Below are 14824 nucleotides of genomic sequence, written 5' to 3'. Positions count from 1 at the left end.
ACCGCCGGCCCGCGCGCGCTCAGCGGCCGGTGAAGCTGGGTTTGCGCTTGGCGAGGAAGGCGCCGGTGCCTTCCTTCATGTCCTCGGTCGAGAACGCGATGGCGAAGCCCTGCGTCTCGTAATCGAGGCCGACATCGATCGGCGATTCGCCGCCGATCAGCACGGCGTCGAGGATGCCGCGAAGGGCCTGCGGCGCCGCGCTCGCGAGCTGCTCGGCGATGGCGAAGGTGGCGGCTTCAAGCTCCGCCGCCGGAACCACGCGATTGACGATGCCGAGCTGCATCGCGCGCTCCGCGCCGATCGGCGCACCGAGCAGGCAGAGTTCGAGGGTGGCGGCGCGGCCGGCGAGGCGCAGCAGGCGCTGCGTGCCGCCGAAGCCGGGGATCAGGCCGAGGTTGATTTCCGGCTGGCCGATCTTCGCGGTGTCGGCGGCGATGCGCAGGTGGCAGGCCATCGCCAGCTCGAGGCCACCGCCGAGCGCGAAGCCGTTGAGCATGCCGACCACCGGCTTGCCGAGGCGTTCGATGCGGGTCATGAGCGCCTGGCCGTGGCGCGAGAAATCGCGAGACTGCACCGGGCTCAGGCCATTCATCTCGGCGATGTCCGCGCCCGCCACGAAAGCCTTTGGGCCGGCGCCGGTGAGCACGATGGCGCGGACGCTGTCGTCGGCCGCGGCGGCAGCGAAGGCCGCGTGCAGATCGGTCAGCGTCGCGTGGTTCAGCGCGTTGAGCTTGTCGGGGCGGTTGACCGTGATGACGCGAACCGCGCCCCGATCTTCGGTTAGGAGGGTGTTAAAGGTCATGCGCGCTCCGCGCGGGCTGTGGATAAGTGTGCTTCCGGGCCCGGAATGTCAGTGGCGATTCAGGCCCCCGGCCGCTATTCTACGTCGCCCTCGAGGCCGCCCCACGGCCTCGATTCTTTTTACGCTGGAGACTTGAATGATCGTGCGCGTCCTCGCTGTTGCCCTTGCTGCCGCCGTCGCCACCGCCGCGACCGCGCAGGCCCCGGCCCCCGCTCCGCAGGCCCGTCCGCAGGGCGCTCCGGCCCAGCAGGCGCCGCTGCCCCAGCCCGACAAGAACACCCTGAGCTACGCGCTCGGCTATGACGCCGGCCTGTCGATCGTCAACGCCAAGGCGGACGTCGACATGAACCAGGTCATCCGCGGCCTGCAGGACGCCTACAACAAGCGCCAGGCGGCCTACACCGAAGAGCAGATGGGCCGCGCCGTGGGCTGGCTGCAGCAGAAGCTGCAGACCGAAGCCCGCACCCAGTTCGAGACCGCCGCTCGCGAGAACAAGGCGAAGTCGGACGCCTTCCTGGCGGCCAATCGCGCCAAGCAGGGCGTCACCACGCTGCCCTCGGGCATCCAGTACCGCATCATCGACGCCGGCACCGGTGCGCGCCCGACCGCGACGAGCGAAGTGCAGATGCACTTCCGCTACTCGCTGCACACCGGCCAGGAGCTGGCCAACACCTACGCGTCGCCGAACGCGCAGCCGGCCACGTTCAAGATCGAACAGTTCCCGCTCGTCGGCATCCGCGAAGTGCTGCCGCTGATGCCGGTCGGCTCGCGTTGGGAAATCTACCTGCCGGCCGACAAGGCCTTCGGCAACGACCCGCGTTCGCCGGTCGGCCCGGGCCAGGCCCTCGTGTTCGACCTGAAGCTCGTCAGCGTCAAGTAATCCCGACGCTCGCGGCATCGACAGGGCGTCGCTCCGGCGGCGCCCTGTTTGTTTCCGGAACCTTGAATGTCCACGCCAATCCTCACCCCTTGCATCGGCATCTGCAGCCTCGACGCCACCGGCTTCTGTGAAGGCTGCTTCCGCACCGGCGACGAGATCGCGCGCTGGTCGCTGATGGGCGATGCCGAACGCCAGCGCCTGACGGACGAGGTGCTGCCGGAACGCGAGTCGCGGCTCGCCGGCTGAAGCGTTCGATGCTGTCCCGCCACCTGTTCGAACGCGCGCTGCTTGGGCTGCACCCGGCGCCCGTCGCGTCGCCGTGGAACCTCGAACAGTTGGCGGATCTGTTGCCCGCCGAACCCTTGCGCCCGGCCGCGGTGCTCGTCGGCCTGCGCGAACACGGCAGCGGCACCACGGTGCTCCTGACGCGGCGGCAGGACGCGCTGCGGCACCATGCCGGCCAGATCAGCTTCCCCGGTGGGCGCGTCGATCTCGCCGACGCGGGTCCGCTCGCGGCAGCGATCCGCGAAACCGAGGAGGAAGTCGGTCTGCCGGCGCGCAGCATCGAGCCGCTCGGCTGGCTCGACCCGTACGCGACGATCACCGGCTTTCATGTCTATCCGCTGGTGGCGCGCATTGACCACGAGCATCCCTTGCATCCGAACGCCGACGAAGTGGCCGAAGCCTTCGAAGTGCCGCTCGATTTCCTGCTCGACCCGGCCAGCGCCCGCGATGTGGCGATGGAGTGGCGCGGCCGCACGCGCCTGCTAGTGGAGTTCCAGTGGCGCGAACACCGCATCTGGGGCGCCACCGCGGCCATGCTGGTGAACTTGCGCGAGCGTTTGCAGGCCGCTTCACCGCGCTGAATACTCGGGCTCCCGAACACGGAGCGCCGCGATGACCGCATTGAACGAACCGTCGCCGCTGGTCGATGTCGAGGCCCTGTGCGCACGTCTCGGCGACCCGTCATTGCGCATCATCGATGCGCGCTTCGACCTCGCCGATGCCGATGCCGGCCGCCGTGCGTTCGCGGCATCGCGGATTCCTGGCGCGGTGTATGCGCATCTTGATGACGATCTCTCCGACCACGCGAAGCCCGCTTCGGAAGGCCGCCATCCGCTGCCCGAGGCGGACCGGTTCGCCACGACGCTCGCCCGCTGGCGCATCACGCCGGCGACGCCGGTGGTCGTCTATGACGGTGGGAGCGGCGCCATGGCGGCGGCGCGTGCGTGGTGGCTGCTGCGCTGGATGGGGCATGTCGACGTGCGCGTGCTCGATGGCGGGTTTGCCGCCTGGATCGCGGCGGAGGTCCCCGTCGATGACGCGCCCATCGAGGCCGCGGCTTTCGGTGGGCACGAAGCTGTCAGTCGGGAGGCGCAGGGCGACGGCTGGTGTCCCGGCAGCGCTCCGACCATCGACGCCGACGCGGTGGCGGCGCGCGATGCCTCCATCGCGCTGGTCGATGCCCGCGCCCGCGAACGCTTCCGCGGCGATGTCGAACCCCTCGACCCGAAAGCGGGGCACATCCCCGGGGCCATCAACCGCCCCTTCGCCGAGAACCTTGCCGCGGGGCGGTTCAAGCCACGGCCGCAGTTGCAGGCGGAGTGGCGAGCGCTGCTGCCGGAGGGCACCGCGTCATGGTTGTTCTGCGGCTCCGGCGTCACGGCTTGTCACAACGCGCTGGCGCTCGTGCACGCCGGTTGGCCAATGCCCACCCTGTTCGCGCCCTCCTGGTCGGGCTGGGTGAGCGATCCCTCGCGGCCCGTCGCCACCGGCGACTGAAACGGTCATCCGCGCGCAACGAACGCGTCACCGCGGATCGCCAACCTGTCGGGCTTTCGGCCAGCGGGGCAAGCGATGCGCGGATCGGCAGTGTGGCGCGGTGTGGCGGTGGGCCTGGTGCTCGCCATGGCGTGGGCCGTGCAGGCGCAGGCGCCGGCGGGCGCGGCGCGGGTCTGTCTTTCCGGTTCGAACACGGTCGGCCAGCGCTTGGCCCCGGAGCTGGCGAAGGCCTGGGCGGCCCAGCAGGGCTGGCGCTTCGACGGCCAGGACACCCCCGCCCTCGATGAGTCGCGGCTGCGCTTCACCACTCCGAAGGGCCCGCTCGTCGTCGACGTGCTGGCGCATGGCACCAGCACCGGCTTCGCTGCGCTTCGCGACGGCGACTGCGATCTGTGGATGGCGTCCCGCGCGGTGCGCGAGGAGGAGGTGCAGGGCGCACGGCTGATCGGCCCGCTTTACGAGAAGGGGCTGGAACACGTCATCGCCCTCGATGGCCTGTCGGTGATCGTGCATCCGGGCAACCGCGTGTCGACCCTGACGGTCGACCAGGTCCGCGCGCTCTTCTCCGGGCGCGTGCGCGACTGGTCGCAGGTCGGCGGTGCGCCCGGCCCCGTGGTGCTGCATGCCCGCGACGACCGCTCCGGCACGTTCGACACCTTCAAATCGCTGGTGATGGGCGAGGCGCCGCTCAGCGCGGCCGCTGCGCGCTACGAATCGACGGAGCAGCTCGCCGCGGCGGTCGCGGCGGACCCGCAGGCCATCGGTTTCGTCGGCCTCGCTGGCGTGGGGCGCGCGAAGCCTTTGGCTTTGTCGGAGCGCGGCACCGTGCCAATGGCGCCGACGGCGCTGAGCGTCGCCACCGAGGACTACGTGCTCGCGCGCCGTCTGTTCCTCTACAGCGCGGCGCGACCGCGCGCGGAAGTGCAGGCCCTGATCGATTTCGCGCTGGGCCCTTCGGGCCAGCAGGTCGTCGCCGACGTCGGCTTCGTGCCGCAGGACATCCGCGCCCTCGACCAGCGGGCGCCGGAGCACCAGGACTACCGCGCGCTCGTCGCCGGAGCGCGTCGCTTGAGCCTGAATTTCCGCTTCGGCGAGGGTGCGGCCGTGCTCGACAACAAGGCGGTCGAAGACATCGAGCGCCTGGCCCGCTTCATGGCCGCGCCGCGTCAGGGCGGCCACGAATTGCTGCTGATCGGGTTCGCCGATCGTTCCGAAGCGACGCCCTACCTCGCGCTCTCGCTGAGCAACGACCGCGTCGACCTCGTGGCCGCAGAGCTGAGGACGAAGGGGCTTCGCGTGGCGCGCCAGCGCGGGCTCGGGCAGATCGCGACGGTGGCCAGCAACGACACGCTGGCCGGGCGTTTGCGCAACCGTCGCGTGGAGGTGTGGATCCGCCCGGTCGGCGCCGCCACTGCGGTCGGCGGGCAGCGCTGAGGGAGCGAAGCTTACTTCTTGAGCTTCGCCACCAGGGCGTGGAGCGCGTCCTGGGTCGCCTTGGCGAACCAGCGGTCGACGAAGCCGTCCAGCTCGTCGTCGGTGAAGCCGTCGAGGGCCGCATGCAGGTCGGTGCGGGCGATCTTCCGCGTGGTCAGCATCGGTTCGCGGGGCAGGGCGGCCAGTTCGCCCAGCCAATGCAGGCCGCGCGTGGCGACGTGGTCGGCGTCGGTGAGTTCGTCGACGAGGCCGATGGCCAGCGCCTGCTCCGAGTCGATCATCGCGCCGGCCACCATCAGTCGCTCGGCGCGATGCGTGCCGACGACGCGGCGCATCAGCACCTGGATCGCATCCGGCACCACAAGCCCGACCTGCGTTTCGTTGAGGCCGATGCGGTAGGCGCCGCGTGCCATCACCCGGTAGTCGCAGCACAGCGCCAGCACGCAGCCGCCGGCCGGGCTGTGGCCGCCGATGGCGGCGACGACGGGCACCGGGCAGTGCGCGATGGCCCGTGCGGTGGCGAAGAAGCCCGACCACGCGGCGGTGAGGCCGGCACGGTCGAGGCCGAGCAGGTGCGGCACGTCGAGCCCGCCGGAGAACACCTTCGGCCCACCCGAGAGCACGACGCCTTCGACGCCGTGGAGCTGCGCGGGCGCGAAGGCCGTGGCGAGCGCCGCGAGCAGTTCCGGGTTCAGCGCGTTGACGGGCGGCCGCGCGAGGCGGATTTCGAGCACGTTGCCGTGGGCGATGCGTTCCAGCATGGGGGGAGTCTCAGTCGAGGGTGATGTCAGCGGCCCAACGATAGCGCACGGTGTAGCGCAGCACCGTCTCGCCGCCGGCCGGGACGCGCACGTCCGCTTCGATGCGCTGCGCGTCGGTCTTGCTGAAGCGCTCGCCGCCTTCGAGCAACTGCCACTCCGTCCAGCGCGGCAGGCGGTCGCCAAGGCGCACCGTGGCCTCGGCGGCCTTGGCGTTGCGCAGCGTCCACTCCACGGTCTCGGTCATCGTGCGGCCGCTTCGGTCCAGCTGGAAATCGACGGTCTTGCGTTGGGCCGTCACGTCGAAGGCGCCGCCGAGGTCGAGGTCGAGTTCGCGGCCCGCGGCGGTGTGGCCGATGTCGGCTTCGCCCATCAGCTCGCTGCCGTCGAAGGCGCGCAGGCGTCCCGCGGGCAGCGGTACGCCCAGCCCGGCCGCGCGATCGTTCTTGAACACGAGGCGCGAACGCACCGGGATCTCGCCGTCGCCGCCGAGTTCGCGATGGATCATCGGGCGATCCGGCATCCAGTCGCCGTCGTTGCGCACCGCCACCAGGCGGCGCTCGCAGGGCACGTTGGCCGCGGGCTTGAGCAGCGGCAGGCGCTGCAGCGAGCCGTCGGGCAGGTCGCCGGTGCCGGGCAGGGTGTAGCGATGGTTCTCGCCCGAGGCCGACACCGAGGGCGCGCCTTCGTCGGCCATCATCTTGGCCTCCGGCGGCGCAGCGGCGGCGCGCATCATCGTCCCGCTCACCTGGATCACGTCGACGCGGCGGTTGGGCTCGCCGGCCACCAGGTCCAGCGCGACGTCGTTGAAATCGACACCGGAGCGGTTCGCCACCATCGCATGGCCTTCGAGGGCCATCCGGCAGGAACTGCCGCTGCCGGCCAGCACGGCGCGGTACTCCGCACGCCACGCGAGGCCCGCGGTGGCGTAGTCGAGCCGGGCGTCGCGCGCGGCCGGCGCGTCGATCAGGAAACGCAGGGTCGGGCGCGCCACCAGCCCGCTCGGCGGCTCGGCCAGCGTGAAACCGCTGTAGCCGGAGAGCACGCGCAGCTGGCCGCTGGCCTCGCGCAAGGTCAGGCCGTTGCCTGCCGCAATGAGGACGCCGGTGTATTCGCGCACGCCGCTGGCGACGCTCTGTTCGACGGTGATCGTGCGCCCCACCGCGCGCTGCAGCAGCTGCGCATGGTCGGCGGTGGCGAAGTCGTAGCGCTGGCTGCGCACCGCCACGCCATCGCCGCTGAGCTGCACGGTGGACGGATCGAGCGCGAGCGGAAGGTCGTCGATGGACCATTCGCCAGGCATCACGCGCACAGGGCGCTGCACCAGGGCATAGCCGGCCTGCGCGTTGCCGCCGCGGGTCTGGCTGACGGATTCGAAACCACCGCTGTAGATGGCAAGGCGCTGGGGAACGGAGGCGGAGGCGGTCATCGAGGCAACTCCCAGCGAAAGAGCGACGGCGAGGGCGGCGGGTGCGGGGTGGACGCGCGGGAGGGGCATGGGGGACTCCGTCGTGGGTGGTGGGATCGTGAGCCCATCAACGGACGAGGCCAAGTCCCGGGGTTGGGACTTGGCCTCGTGTTCAGCCCGGGTTGTCGCCGGCCGGCGCGTGTCTACTCGCAGGCCGCTCGGATGCCCGCCGGGAGCGGAATCGACGTGCCGCTGTTGTCGACCCAGACCATCACCGTGGTGCCGTCGGCGTAGAGCACGCCGTCCTGCGTGGCGCTCTCGATGCGGTGGCCGAGCGTGAGGCTCTTGGTGCCCAGCTTTTCGGCATGCAATGTCACGCGTAGGCGCTCCGGCCAGCCGATCGGGCGGCGATAGTTCATCGTCGCCGCGGCAAGGATCGGCGCGCAGTCGACGGCGGCCCAGTCCGCGGTGAGGCTCTTGAACCAGGCCACGCGCGCCTCCTCGATGAAGCGGAGGTAGCTCGCATTGTTCACGTGGTTGAAGGCGTCCATGTCGCCCCAGCGCACGTCCATGGCGATTTCGAACACGGTCTTCATGCGTTTTCCTTCGTCTTGGTGGCGGCCTTCGCGGCCTTCTTCGCGGCTTTCTTGGCCGCGGCCTTTTCTTCTTCGGTCAATCGAACGGGCGGCGGCGGGGCGGCCTTCATGCGCCGGGGTGCCGGCGCCACCGGCGCTGTCGCCGGGGCGGCCGCCAGCAGCTTGGCGAGGAAGTGCCCGGTGTGCGATTCCGGATGCGCGGCGATCTGCTCCGGCGTGCCGGTCGCGACGATGGTGCCGCCGCGGTGGCCGCCCTCCGGGCCGAGGTCGATCACCCAGTCCGCGGTCTTCACCACGTCGAGGTTGTGTTCGATGACCACCACCGTGTTGCCGTCGTCGCGCAGCTTGTGCAGCACCGCCAGCAGGTGTTCGATGTCGGCGAAGTGCAGGCCCGTGGTGGGCTCGTCGAGGATGTAGAGCGTGCGGCCGGTATCGCGGCGGCTCAGTTCCTTCGAAAGCTTCACGCGCTGCGCCTCGCCGCCCGAGAGCGTCGTCGCGCTCTGGCCGAGCTTGATATAGCTCAGGCCCACGTCCATCAGGGTTTCGAGCTTGCGAGCGATGGACGGCACCGGCTCGAACAGCTTGAGCGCGTCCTCGACGGTCATTTCCAGCACGTCGTGGATGCTGTAGCCCTTGTAGAGGATCTCCAGCGTCTCGCGGTTGTAGCGCTTGCCGTGGCAGACGTCGCAGGGAACGTAGACGTCCGGCAGGAAATGCATCTCCACCTTGATCAGGCCGTCGCCCTGGCAAGCCTCGCAGCGGCCGCCGCGAACGTTGAAGCTGAAGCGGCCCGGCGCGTAGCCGCGGGCACGGGCTTCCGGCACCTGCGCGTACAGCTCGCGCAGCGGCGTGAACAGGCCGGTATAGGTCGCCGGGTTCGAGCGCGGCGTCCGGCCGATCGGCGTCTGGTCGATGTCGACCACCTTGTCGAACAGGTCCATGCCGTCCACTTCGCGGTGCGGTGCCGGCGTGGCGCCCGAGCCGTTGAGCTCGCGCGAGGCCAGTGCGAAGAGCGTGTCGTTGATCAGCGTCGACTTGCCCGAACCGGACACGCCCGTCACCGCCACGAACAGGCCGGCCGGGATCTCGAGGTCGACGTCCTTCAGGTTGTTGCCGGTCGCGCCGAGCAGCTTCAGCCACTCGTTCTTCCGCGGCGCGTGGCGCTTCTTCGGTACCTCGATGCGGCGCTCGCCGCTGAGGTACTGGCCGGTGATCGAGCGCGGCGAGGCCATGATGTCGGCCACCGAGCCCTGGCCGACGACTTCGCCGCCGTGCACGCCGGCGCCCGGGCCGATGTCGACCACGTGGTCCGCGAGGCGGATCGCGTCTTCGTCATGTTCGACGACGATCACCGTGTTGCCGAGGTCGCGCAGGCGCGTCAGCGTGCCGAGCAGGCGTTCGTTGTCGCGCTGGTGCAGGCCGATCGAAGGTTCGTCGAGCACGTACATCACGCCGACGAGGCCCGCGCCGATCTGCGAGGCCAAGCGGATGCGCTGCGCCTCGCCGCCCGACAGCGAATCGGCTTGGCGGTCGAGCGTGAGGTAGTCGAGGCCCACGTCCACGAGGAAACGCAGTCGTTCGCGGATCTCCTTGACGATCTTCACCGCGATCTCGCCGCGCCAGCCGGGCAGGGTGAGGTCGCTGAAGAAGGCCATGCAGGCGTCGACCGGCAGGTGCGCCACGGCCGGGAGATTGCGCCCGTCGATGAACACATGCCGCGCCATCCGGTTCAGGCGCGCGCCGCCGCAGTCGGGGCAGGGCTGGTCGCTGATGTACTTCGCCAGCTCCTCGCGCACCGTCTGCGACTCGGTTTCGCGGTAGCGGCGCTGCAGGTTCGGCAGGATGCCTTCGAACGGATGCTTGCGTTGGCTGCGCCCGCCGTTCTCGGTGATGTACGTGAAGGCGATCGCTTCGCCGCCCGAGCCGTTCAGTACGGCCTCGCGCGCCTTGGTGGGCAGGTCCTGCCAGGGCGTATCGACGCTGAAACCATAGTGCTTGGCCAACGCCGCGACGAGCTGGAAGTAGTAGATGTTGCGGCGGTCCCAGCCGCGCACCGCGCCGTTGGCGAGGCTCAGCTCGGGGTGGCCGACAACCTTCGCCGCGTCGAACACCTGGGTGATCCCAAGGCCGTCGCAGGTGGCGCAGGCGCCCATCGGCGAGTTGAAGGAGAACAGCCTCGGTTCGAGTTCCGGCAGCGAGTAGTCGCAGTGCGGGCAGCCGTACTTGCTGCTGAACATCTGTGCCGGTGCCTTGTCGTCGTCCATGTCGGCGATGAGCGCGACGCCATCGGACAGCTTCAGCGTCGTTTCGAAGCTTTCGGCCAGGCGCTGCTTCAGGTCGGGCCGCGGCTTGAAGCGGTCGACGACGGCTTCGATCGTGTGCTTCACGCGCAGCTCGAGCTTCGGCACGGCGTCGATCTCGTGCACCACGCCGTCCACGCGCACGCGCACGTAGCCCTGCGCGCGCAGCGCATCGAACACCTGCGCGTGCTCGCCCTTGCGGTCGCGGATGACCGGCGCCAACAGCATCAGGCGCTTGTCCTCCGGCATGGCCAGCACGGTGTCGACCATCTGGCCGATGGTCTGCGCCTCGAGCGGTGCATAGTGGTCGGGGCAGCGCGGCGTGCCCACGCGGGCGTAGAGCAGGCGCAGGTAGTCGTGGATCTCGGTGATCGTGCCGACCGTCGAGCGCGGGTTGTGCGAGGTCGACTTCTGTTCGATCGAGATGGCCGGGGAGAGGCCCTCGATATGGTCGAGGTCCGGCTTCTCCATCACCGACAGGAACTGCCGCGCGTAGGCCGAGAGCGACTCCACGTAGCGGCGCTGGCCTTCCGCGTAGATCGTGTCGAAGGCCAGCGAGCTCTTCCCAGAGCCGGACAGCCCGGTGATCACGATCAGCTGGTCTCGCGGCAGGTCGAGATCGACGTTCTTGAGGTTGTGCGTGCGGGCGCCGCGGATGCGGATCTGGTCCATGGAGGGTCTGGGCGCAGGGGCAATCGGCTAGTCTAGCCCTCCCGCGTCGCCGGGCCGTGACCCTGCCAGCGATGGCGCCCAAAGGCTGTGGGCGAGGGCCCGCGCGCCTTGGCGATCGTGGCGACCCGTGCCTGAACGAACCCCATCCGCGGCTTGCGCCGGGCGGGGGCGCTCCCCCATACTTCCCAACTCCCTGCGTCCAGCCCGGCCCGACCGGCGCAGCGCAGGGGTGGCCGACGGCTTTGCCGGCAGCCGAATCCCTAAGAAGAACTACATAGGAATCGCAACATGTACGCAGTCGTCGTCACCGGCGGTAAGCAGTACCGCGTGATGAAGGGCGAAACCCTCCGCGTCGAGCTGATCGACGCCGAGCCGGGCGCCAACATCGAAATCAATGACGTCCTCCTGGTCGGCGATGGTGAGAAGATCACCGTCGGCGCGCCGAAGGTGGCGGGCGCCAAGGTCACCGCGACCGTCAAGGGTCACGGCCGCCTGGAGAAGGTCCGCATCGTCAAGTTCCGCCGCCGCAAGCACCATCGCAAGCAGATGGGCCATCGGCAGCACTTCACCGAACTCGAGATCACCGGCATTTCGGCCTGATCCGTCCGTCCTAAGGAGAACACGTCATGGCAAGTAAAAAGGGCGTTGGCTCGACCCGTAACGGCCGCGATTCCAACCCGAAGTACCTCGGTGTGAAGATCTTCGGTGGCCAGGCCGTCGAAGCCGGCAACATCATCGTCCGCCAGCGCGGCACCGAGTTCCATCCGGGTGCCGGCGTCGGCATCGGTCGCGACCACACGCTGTACGCGCTGGTCGACGGCAAGGTCGATTTCTCGGTGAAGGGCGCCAACAAGCGCCGCACCGTGAGCGTGGTCGGCGCCGAGTAATCGGCCCGCGACGCGGTCCCGGCCTGCCGGAGTCGCCGCTCGCCACGCAAAGCAATACACGACGCTCCGCCACGGCGGGGCGTCGTCGTTTCTGGCGGCGCCGCCTCCCCGGGGCCGGCCGCCGTCCACTTGGAGTTCCCCATGAAATTCGTCGACGAAGCCGAGATCGCCGTCCACGCCGGTAACGGTGGCAATGGCTGCATCAGTTTCCGCCGCGAGAAGTTCATCCCGCTCGGCGGCCCCGACGGCGGTGATGGCGGCAATGGCGGCAGCGTCTGGCTGGTCGCCGACGAGAACCTCAACACCCTGATCGACTTCCGCCACCAGCGCGTCTACCGCGCGCAGCGCGGGCAGAACGGCATGGGTCGCGACATGTACGGCAAGGCCGGCGAGGACGTCATCATCCGTGTGCCGGTGGGTACGGCCGTCTGCAACGTCGCCACCGACGAGATCATCGGCGACCTCACCGAGCACGGGCAGCGCCTGCTGGTCGCCAAGGGCGGCGATGGCGGCAAGGGCAACATCCACTTCAAGACCTCGGTCAACCGCGCGCCGCGCAAGGCGACGCCGGGTTGGCCGGGTGAGGAACGCGAGCTGCGCCTCGAGCTGAAGCTGCTTGCAGATGTCGGCCTGCTGGGCTTCCCGAACGCCGGCAAGAGCACCTTCATCCGCGCCGTCTCGGCGGCGACGCCGAAGGTGGCCGATTACCCGTTCACCACGCTGTATCCGAACCTCGGCGTCGTCAGCGTCGAAGCCTTCAAGAGCTTCGTGATCGCCGACATCCCCGGTCTCATCGAAGGCGCTGCCGATGGCGCCGGCCTCGGTGCGCTGTTCCTCCGCCACGTGCAGCGCACCCGCCTGCTGCTGCACCTCGTGGACATGGCGCCGATGGACGAGGGCGTCGACCCGGTCGAGCAGGTGCGCGCCATCGAGCACGAGCTGCGCAAGTACGACCCGGCAATGCTGGAGAAGCCGCGCTGGCTGGTGCTCAACAAGGCCGACCTGCTTGATGAAGAGGAGACCGCCGAGCGCGTTGCCGATGTCGTGCAGCGGCTCGACTGGAAGGGCCCGCACTTCGTCGTTTCGGCCATCAGCCGCGAAGGCACGCGCCCGATCATGCTCAAGGTCCAGCAGTTCTTCGACGACCTGAAGCACCAGGCGGCGGAAGCGGCCGAGGACGCCGCGTGGGTCGAGCGGAACACGCCGGCGCCGCGGACAGGCGAGGGCGCCTGACGGCGCCCGTTTCCGTCAGCGAAGGACAACAAAAAAGCCGGCGCAGTGCCGGCTTTTTCGTGTTCCATGGCCCTTGCGGGCCACGGAAGGCTGCGCCCGTGATCAGGCGGCCTTGAGGGCCTTGATGTGGCCGTTCAGGCGGGCCTTGTGGCGGGCAGCCTTGTTCTTGTGGATCAGGCCACGCGAGGCGTAGCGGTCGAGGATAGGCTGCGCGATGGCGAACGCGGCCTCGGCGGCAGCGGCATCCTTGGCATCGATGGCCTTGACGACCTTCTTGACGGCGGTACGCAGCATCGAGCGCTGGGCCGAGTTGCGAGCATTGCGAACAGCGGCCTGCTTGGCGCGCTTCTTGGCGGACTTGATGTTGGCCACGGACGGCTCCTGCGTGAAACTGGGTAAGATGGTGCACGAAAGACCGCGGAGTATTGGGGAAAAACCTTGGTGCGTCAAGAAGTAAGCGGCTTTCCGGCCCCAGTGTTCAGGAAATCGGCGTGAAGAAGCCCGCTTTGCTGCGGTCCAGCGCGGTTTTCAGCGCCATGACCCTGCTGTCTCGCCTCGCCGGCTTCGCCCGCGACGTGCTTCAGGCCAGCCTGTTCGGCGCCTCGGCGGCCATGGACGCCTTCGTCATCGCCTACCGGATCCCGAACTACCTTCGGCGCATCTTCGCCGAAGGGTCCTTTTCGTCGGCCTTCGTGCCCGCCTACTCGGCCCTGAAGGAGCAGGGCGACCGCGAGGCCGTCCGGGACTTCCTCGACCATGTGGCCGCCGCGCTGTGCGCCGTCGTGATCGTCGTGGCGGGGCTCGGCATGCTTGCTGCGCCCTGGATCGCCGCGGTCTTCGCCCCCGGGGCGCTCGACGAGCCAGGCCAGATCGACGCCATCGCGTCGATGCTGCGGATCACCTTCCCGTACCTCGTGTTCATCTCGATGACGGCGCTCGCCGGCGCGGTGCTGAACAGCCATGGCCGGTTCGGTTTGGCGGCGGTGACTCCGGTGCTGCACAACGTCGCGATGATCGCGGCGATGCTGGCGCTGGCGCCGCTGTTCGAGGTGCCGCCGATGGCTTTGGCCTGGGGCGTGCTGCTGGCGGGCGTGCTGCAGTTCGCCCTGCTGTGGCCGGCGTTGGGTCGGATCGGGGCAAGGCCGCGTTTCCGCCTCGATTTCCGCCATCCGGCGGTGCGCAAGGTCGGGGCCCTGATGCTGCCGACGCTGTTCTCTTCCTCTGTGGCGCAGCTCAACCTGATCGTCGGCACCATCTTCGCCTCGCTGCTCGTCACCGGCAGCCAGACTTGGCTGTACAACGCCGACCGGCTCAGCGAGTTCCCGCTCGGCCTGTTCGGGGTGGCGATCGGCACGGTGATCCTCCCGCACCTCAGTTCCCGCCACGCGGCCGGCGATGCCGAGGGCTACGCCAAGGCGATCGACTGGGGGCTGCGGATGGTCCTGCTGGCCGGCGTCCCGGCCGGCGTCGGCCTGCTGATGCTGGCCGAACCCCTGGCCTCGGCGATGTTCCAGCGCGGCGCGTTTTCGGCCGACGACGCGAAGATGACCGGCCTCGCGCTGTCGGCGACGGCGATCGCCGTGCCCGCCTTCATGCTGACGAAAGTGCTGCTTCCCGCGTTTTTCTCGCGCTCGGACACGAAGACGCCGATGCGCGCGGCCGTCGCGACGGTGTTCATCAACATCGGGCTGACCGCGGCGATCACCACGCCGCTCTGGCAATACGGCGTCCACGGGGCGCACGCGGGCATCGCGCTGGCTACCGCGCTGGCCGGCATCGCGAACGCGGCGCTGCTCTGGGCATGGTTGCATCGCGATGGCCTCTACCGGACCCAGCCGGGCTGGGGGCGTTACCTGTTGCAGGTCCTGTTGGCCGCCGCACTGATGGCCCTCGCCTTGGGCGCCCTGCGCAGCTGGCTCGGTGATTTCACCGCCATGGCCGAGTGGCCGAGGATCGCGGCCGTGCTGGGCTGCGTCGCCGCCGGTGCCGGTGTGTACGCCCTGTCGCTGCTGGCGCTGGGCATCCGTCCGCGGCAGGTCTGGGCCCACTGAGGCCGCTATACTCGGCGGCTT

13 protein-coding genes and 1 pseudogene are annotated in these 14824 nt (G+C 69.5%); 8 read left to right on the top strand and 6 right to left on the bottom strand.

Annotation, left to right across the window (positions count from 1 at the left end; all coding sequences use genetic code 11):
- Window positions 1–19 precede the first annotated feature (19 nt).
- Window positions 20–802 carry an enoyl-CoA hydratase-related protein gene (locus O9255_RS00785; protein WP_297864915.1) on the bottom strand — a complete coding sequence of 261 codons (783 nt, stop codon included), beginning with the start codon at window positions 800–802 and terminating at the stop codon, window positions 20–22.
- A 136-nt stretch (window positions 803–938) separates the two neighbouring features.
- Here O9255_RS00785 and O9255_RS00780 point away from each other — a divergent pair, with 136 nt between their 5' ends.
- The 4 genes and pseudogenes from O9255_RS00780 (at window position 939) to O9255_RS00765 (ending at window position 4898) form a co-directional block, all read left to right on the top strand.
- Window positions 939–1682 (top strand): FKBP-type peptidyl-prolyl cis-trans isomerase N-terminal domain-containing protein, encoded by a 744-nt coding sequence (locus tag O9255_RS00780; protein WP_297864914.1) that lies wholly within the window; start codon window positions 939–941, stop codon window positions 1680–1682.
- 66 nt (window positions 1683–1748) lie between these two features.
- Window positions 1749–2548, top strand: a pseudogene (locus O9255_RS00775) (DUF1289 domain-containing protein).
- 31 nt (window positions 2549–2579) lie between these two features.
- Window positions 2580–3464: a sulfurtransferase gene (locus tag O9255_RS00770; RefSeq protein ID WP_297864913.1), complete on the top strand. Its 885-nt coding sequence runs from the start codon at window positions 2580–2582 to the stop codon at window positions 3462–3464.
- A gap of 75 nt (window positions 3465–3539) precedes the next feature.
- A complete protein-coding gene (locus O9255_RS00765) occupies window positions 3540–4898 on the top strand; it encodes a phosphate ABC transporter substrate-binding/OmpA family protein (RefSeq protein WP_297864912.1) in 1359 nt (452 codons plus the stop codon).
- Window positions 4899–4909: 11 nt separating this feature from the next.
- Here the strand turns inward: O9255_RS00765 and O9255_RS00760 are convergent, their stop codons facing one another.
- From O9255_RS00760 to uvrA, 4 genes are all read right to left on the bottom strand, one after another.
- Window positions 4910–5659 (bottom strand): enoyl-CoA hydratase/isomerase family protein, encoded by a 750-nt coding sequence (locus tag O9255_RS00760; RefSeq protein WP_297864911.1) that lies wholly within the window; start codon window positions 5657–5659, stop codon window positions 4910–4912.
- A gap of 10 nt (window positions 5660–5669) precedes the next feature.
- Window positions 5670–7154 (bottom strand): DUF4139 domain-containing protein, encoded by a 1485-nt coding sequence (locus O9255_RS00755; protein ID WP_297864910.1) that lies wholly within the window; start codon window positions 7152–7154, stop codon window positions 5670–5672.
- Window positions 7155–7267: 113 nt separating this feature from the next.
- Window positions 7268–7660: a thioesterase family protein gene (locus O9255_RS00750; protein ID WP_297864909.1), complete on the bottom strand. Its 393-nt coding sequence runs from the start codon at window positions 7658–7660 to the stop codon at window positions 7268–7270.
- On the bottom strand, window positions 7657–10632 hold the full coding sequence (uvrA, locus tag O9255_RS00745) for an excinuclease ABC subunit UvrA (RefSeq protein WP_297864908.1): 2976 nt from the start codon (window positions 10630–10632) through the stop codon (window positions 7657–7659). The genes O9255_RS00750 and uvrA overlap by 4 nt, the downstream gene beginning before the upstream one ends.
- A gap of 288 nt (window positions 10633–10920) precedes the next feature.
- On the opposite strand from uvrA, the gene rplU reads away from it, so the two are divergent.
- From rplU to cgtA, 3 genes are all read left to right on the top strand, one after another.
- Window positions 10921–11232 (top strand): 50S ribosomal protein L21, encoded by a 312-nt coding sequence (rplU, locus tag O9255_RS00740; RefSeq protein ID WP_297864907.1) that lies wholly within the window; start codon window positions 10921–10923, stop codon window positions 11230–11232.
- A 26-nt stretch (window positions 11233–11258) separates the two neighbouring features.
- Window positions 11259–11519, top strand: a complete 261-nt coding sequence (gene rpmA / locus O9255_RS00735) for a 50S ribosomal protein L27 (RefSeq protein ID WP_297864906.1) — start codon at window positions 11259–11261, stop codon at window positions 11517–11519.
- A gap of 141 nt (window positions 11520–11660) precedes the next feature.
- Window positions 11661–12752 carry an Obg family GTPase CgtA gene (gene cgtA / locus O9255_RS00730; RefSeq protein ID WP_297864905.1) on the top strand — a complete coding sequence of 364 codons (1092 nt, stop codon included), beginning with the start codon at window positions 11661–11663 and terminating at the stop codon, window positions 12750–12752.
- Window positions 12753–12854: 102 nt separating this feature from the next.
- Here the strand turns inward: cgtA and rpsT are convergent, their stop codons facing one another.
- On the bottom strand, window positions 12855–13124 hold the full coding sequence (rpsT, locus tag O9255_RS00725) for a 30S ribosomal protein S20 (RefSeq protein ID WP_297864904.1): 270 nt from the start codon (window positions 13122–13124) through the stop codon (window positions 12855–12857).
- A gap of 119 nt (window positions 13125–13243) precedes the next feature.
- Between rpsT and murJ the strand changes: the two genes are divergently transcribed.
- Window positions 13244–14803 (top strand): murein biosynthesis integral membrane protein MurJ, encoded by a 1560-nt coding sequence (gene murJ / locus O9255_RS00720; RefSeq protein WP_297864903.1) that lies wholly within the window; start codon window positions 13244–13246, stop codon window positions 14801–14803.
- Window positions 14804–14824: the final 21 nt, after the last annotated feature.

The organism is Silanimonas sp. (assembly GCF_027530345.1).
Classification (GTDB): Bacteria; Pseudomonadota; Gammaproteobacteria; order Xanthomonadales; family Xanthomonadaceae; genus Silanimonas.
The sequence above is the reverse complement of the archived record's forward strand: the minus strand, read 5'-3'. Positions and strand labels throughout refer to the sequence as shown.

Coding starts and splice junctions, on each gene's coding strand:
- O9255_RS00785 (WP_297864915.1), bottom strand. CDS start 802: ATGACCTTTAACACCCTCCTAACCGAAGATCGGGGCGCGGTTCGCGTC.
- O9255_RS00780 (WP_297864914.1), top strand. CDS start 939: ATGATCGTGCGCGTCCTCGCTGTTGCCCTTGCTGCCGCCGTCGCCACC.
- O9255_RS00770 (WP_297864913.1), top strand. CDS start 2,580: ATGACCGCATTGAACGAACCGTCGCCGCTGGTCGATGTCGAGGCCCTG.
- O9255_RS00765 (WP_297864912.1), top strand. CDS start 3,540: ATGCGCGGATCGGCAGTGTGGCGCGGTGTGGCGGTGGGCCTGGTGCTC.
- O9255_RS00760 (WP_297864911.1), bottom strand. CDS start 5,659: ATGCTGGAACGCATCGCCCACGGCAACGTGCTCGAAATCCGCCTCGCG.
- O9255_RS00755 (WP_297864910.1), bottom strand. CDS start 7,154: ATGCCCCTCCCGCGCGTCCACCCCGCACCCGCCGCCCTCGCCGTCGCT.
- O9255_RS00750 (WP_297864909.1), bottom strand. CDS start 7,660: ATGAAGACCGTGTTCGAAATCGCCATGGACGTGCGCTGGGGCGACATG.
- uvrA (WP_297864908.1), bottom strand. CDS start 10,632: ATGGACCAGATCCGCATCCGCGGCGCCCGCACGCACAACCTCAAGAAC.
- rplU (WP_297864907.1), top strand. CDS start 10,921: ATGTACGCAGTCGTCGTCACCGGCGGTAAGCAGTACCGCGTGATGAAG.
- rpmA (WP_297864906.1), top strand. CDS start 11,259: ATGGCAAGTAAAAAGGGCGTTGGCTCGACCCGTAACGGCCGCGATTCC.
- cgtA (WP_297864905.1), top strand. CDS start 11,661: ATGAAATTCGTCGACGAAGCCGAGATCGCCGTCCACGCCGGTAACGGT.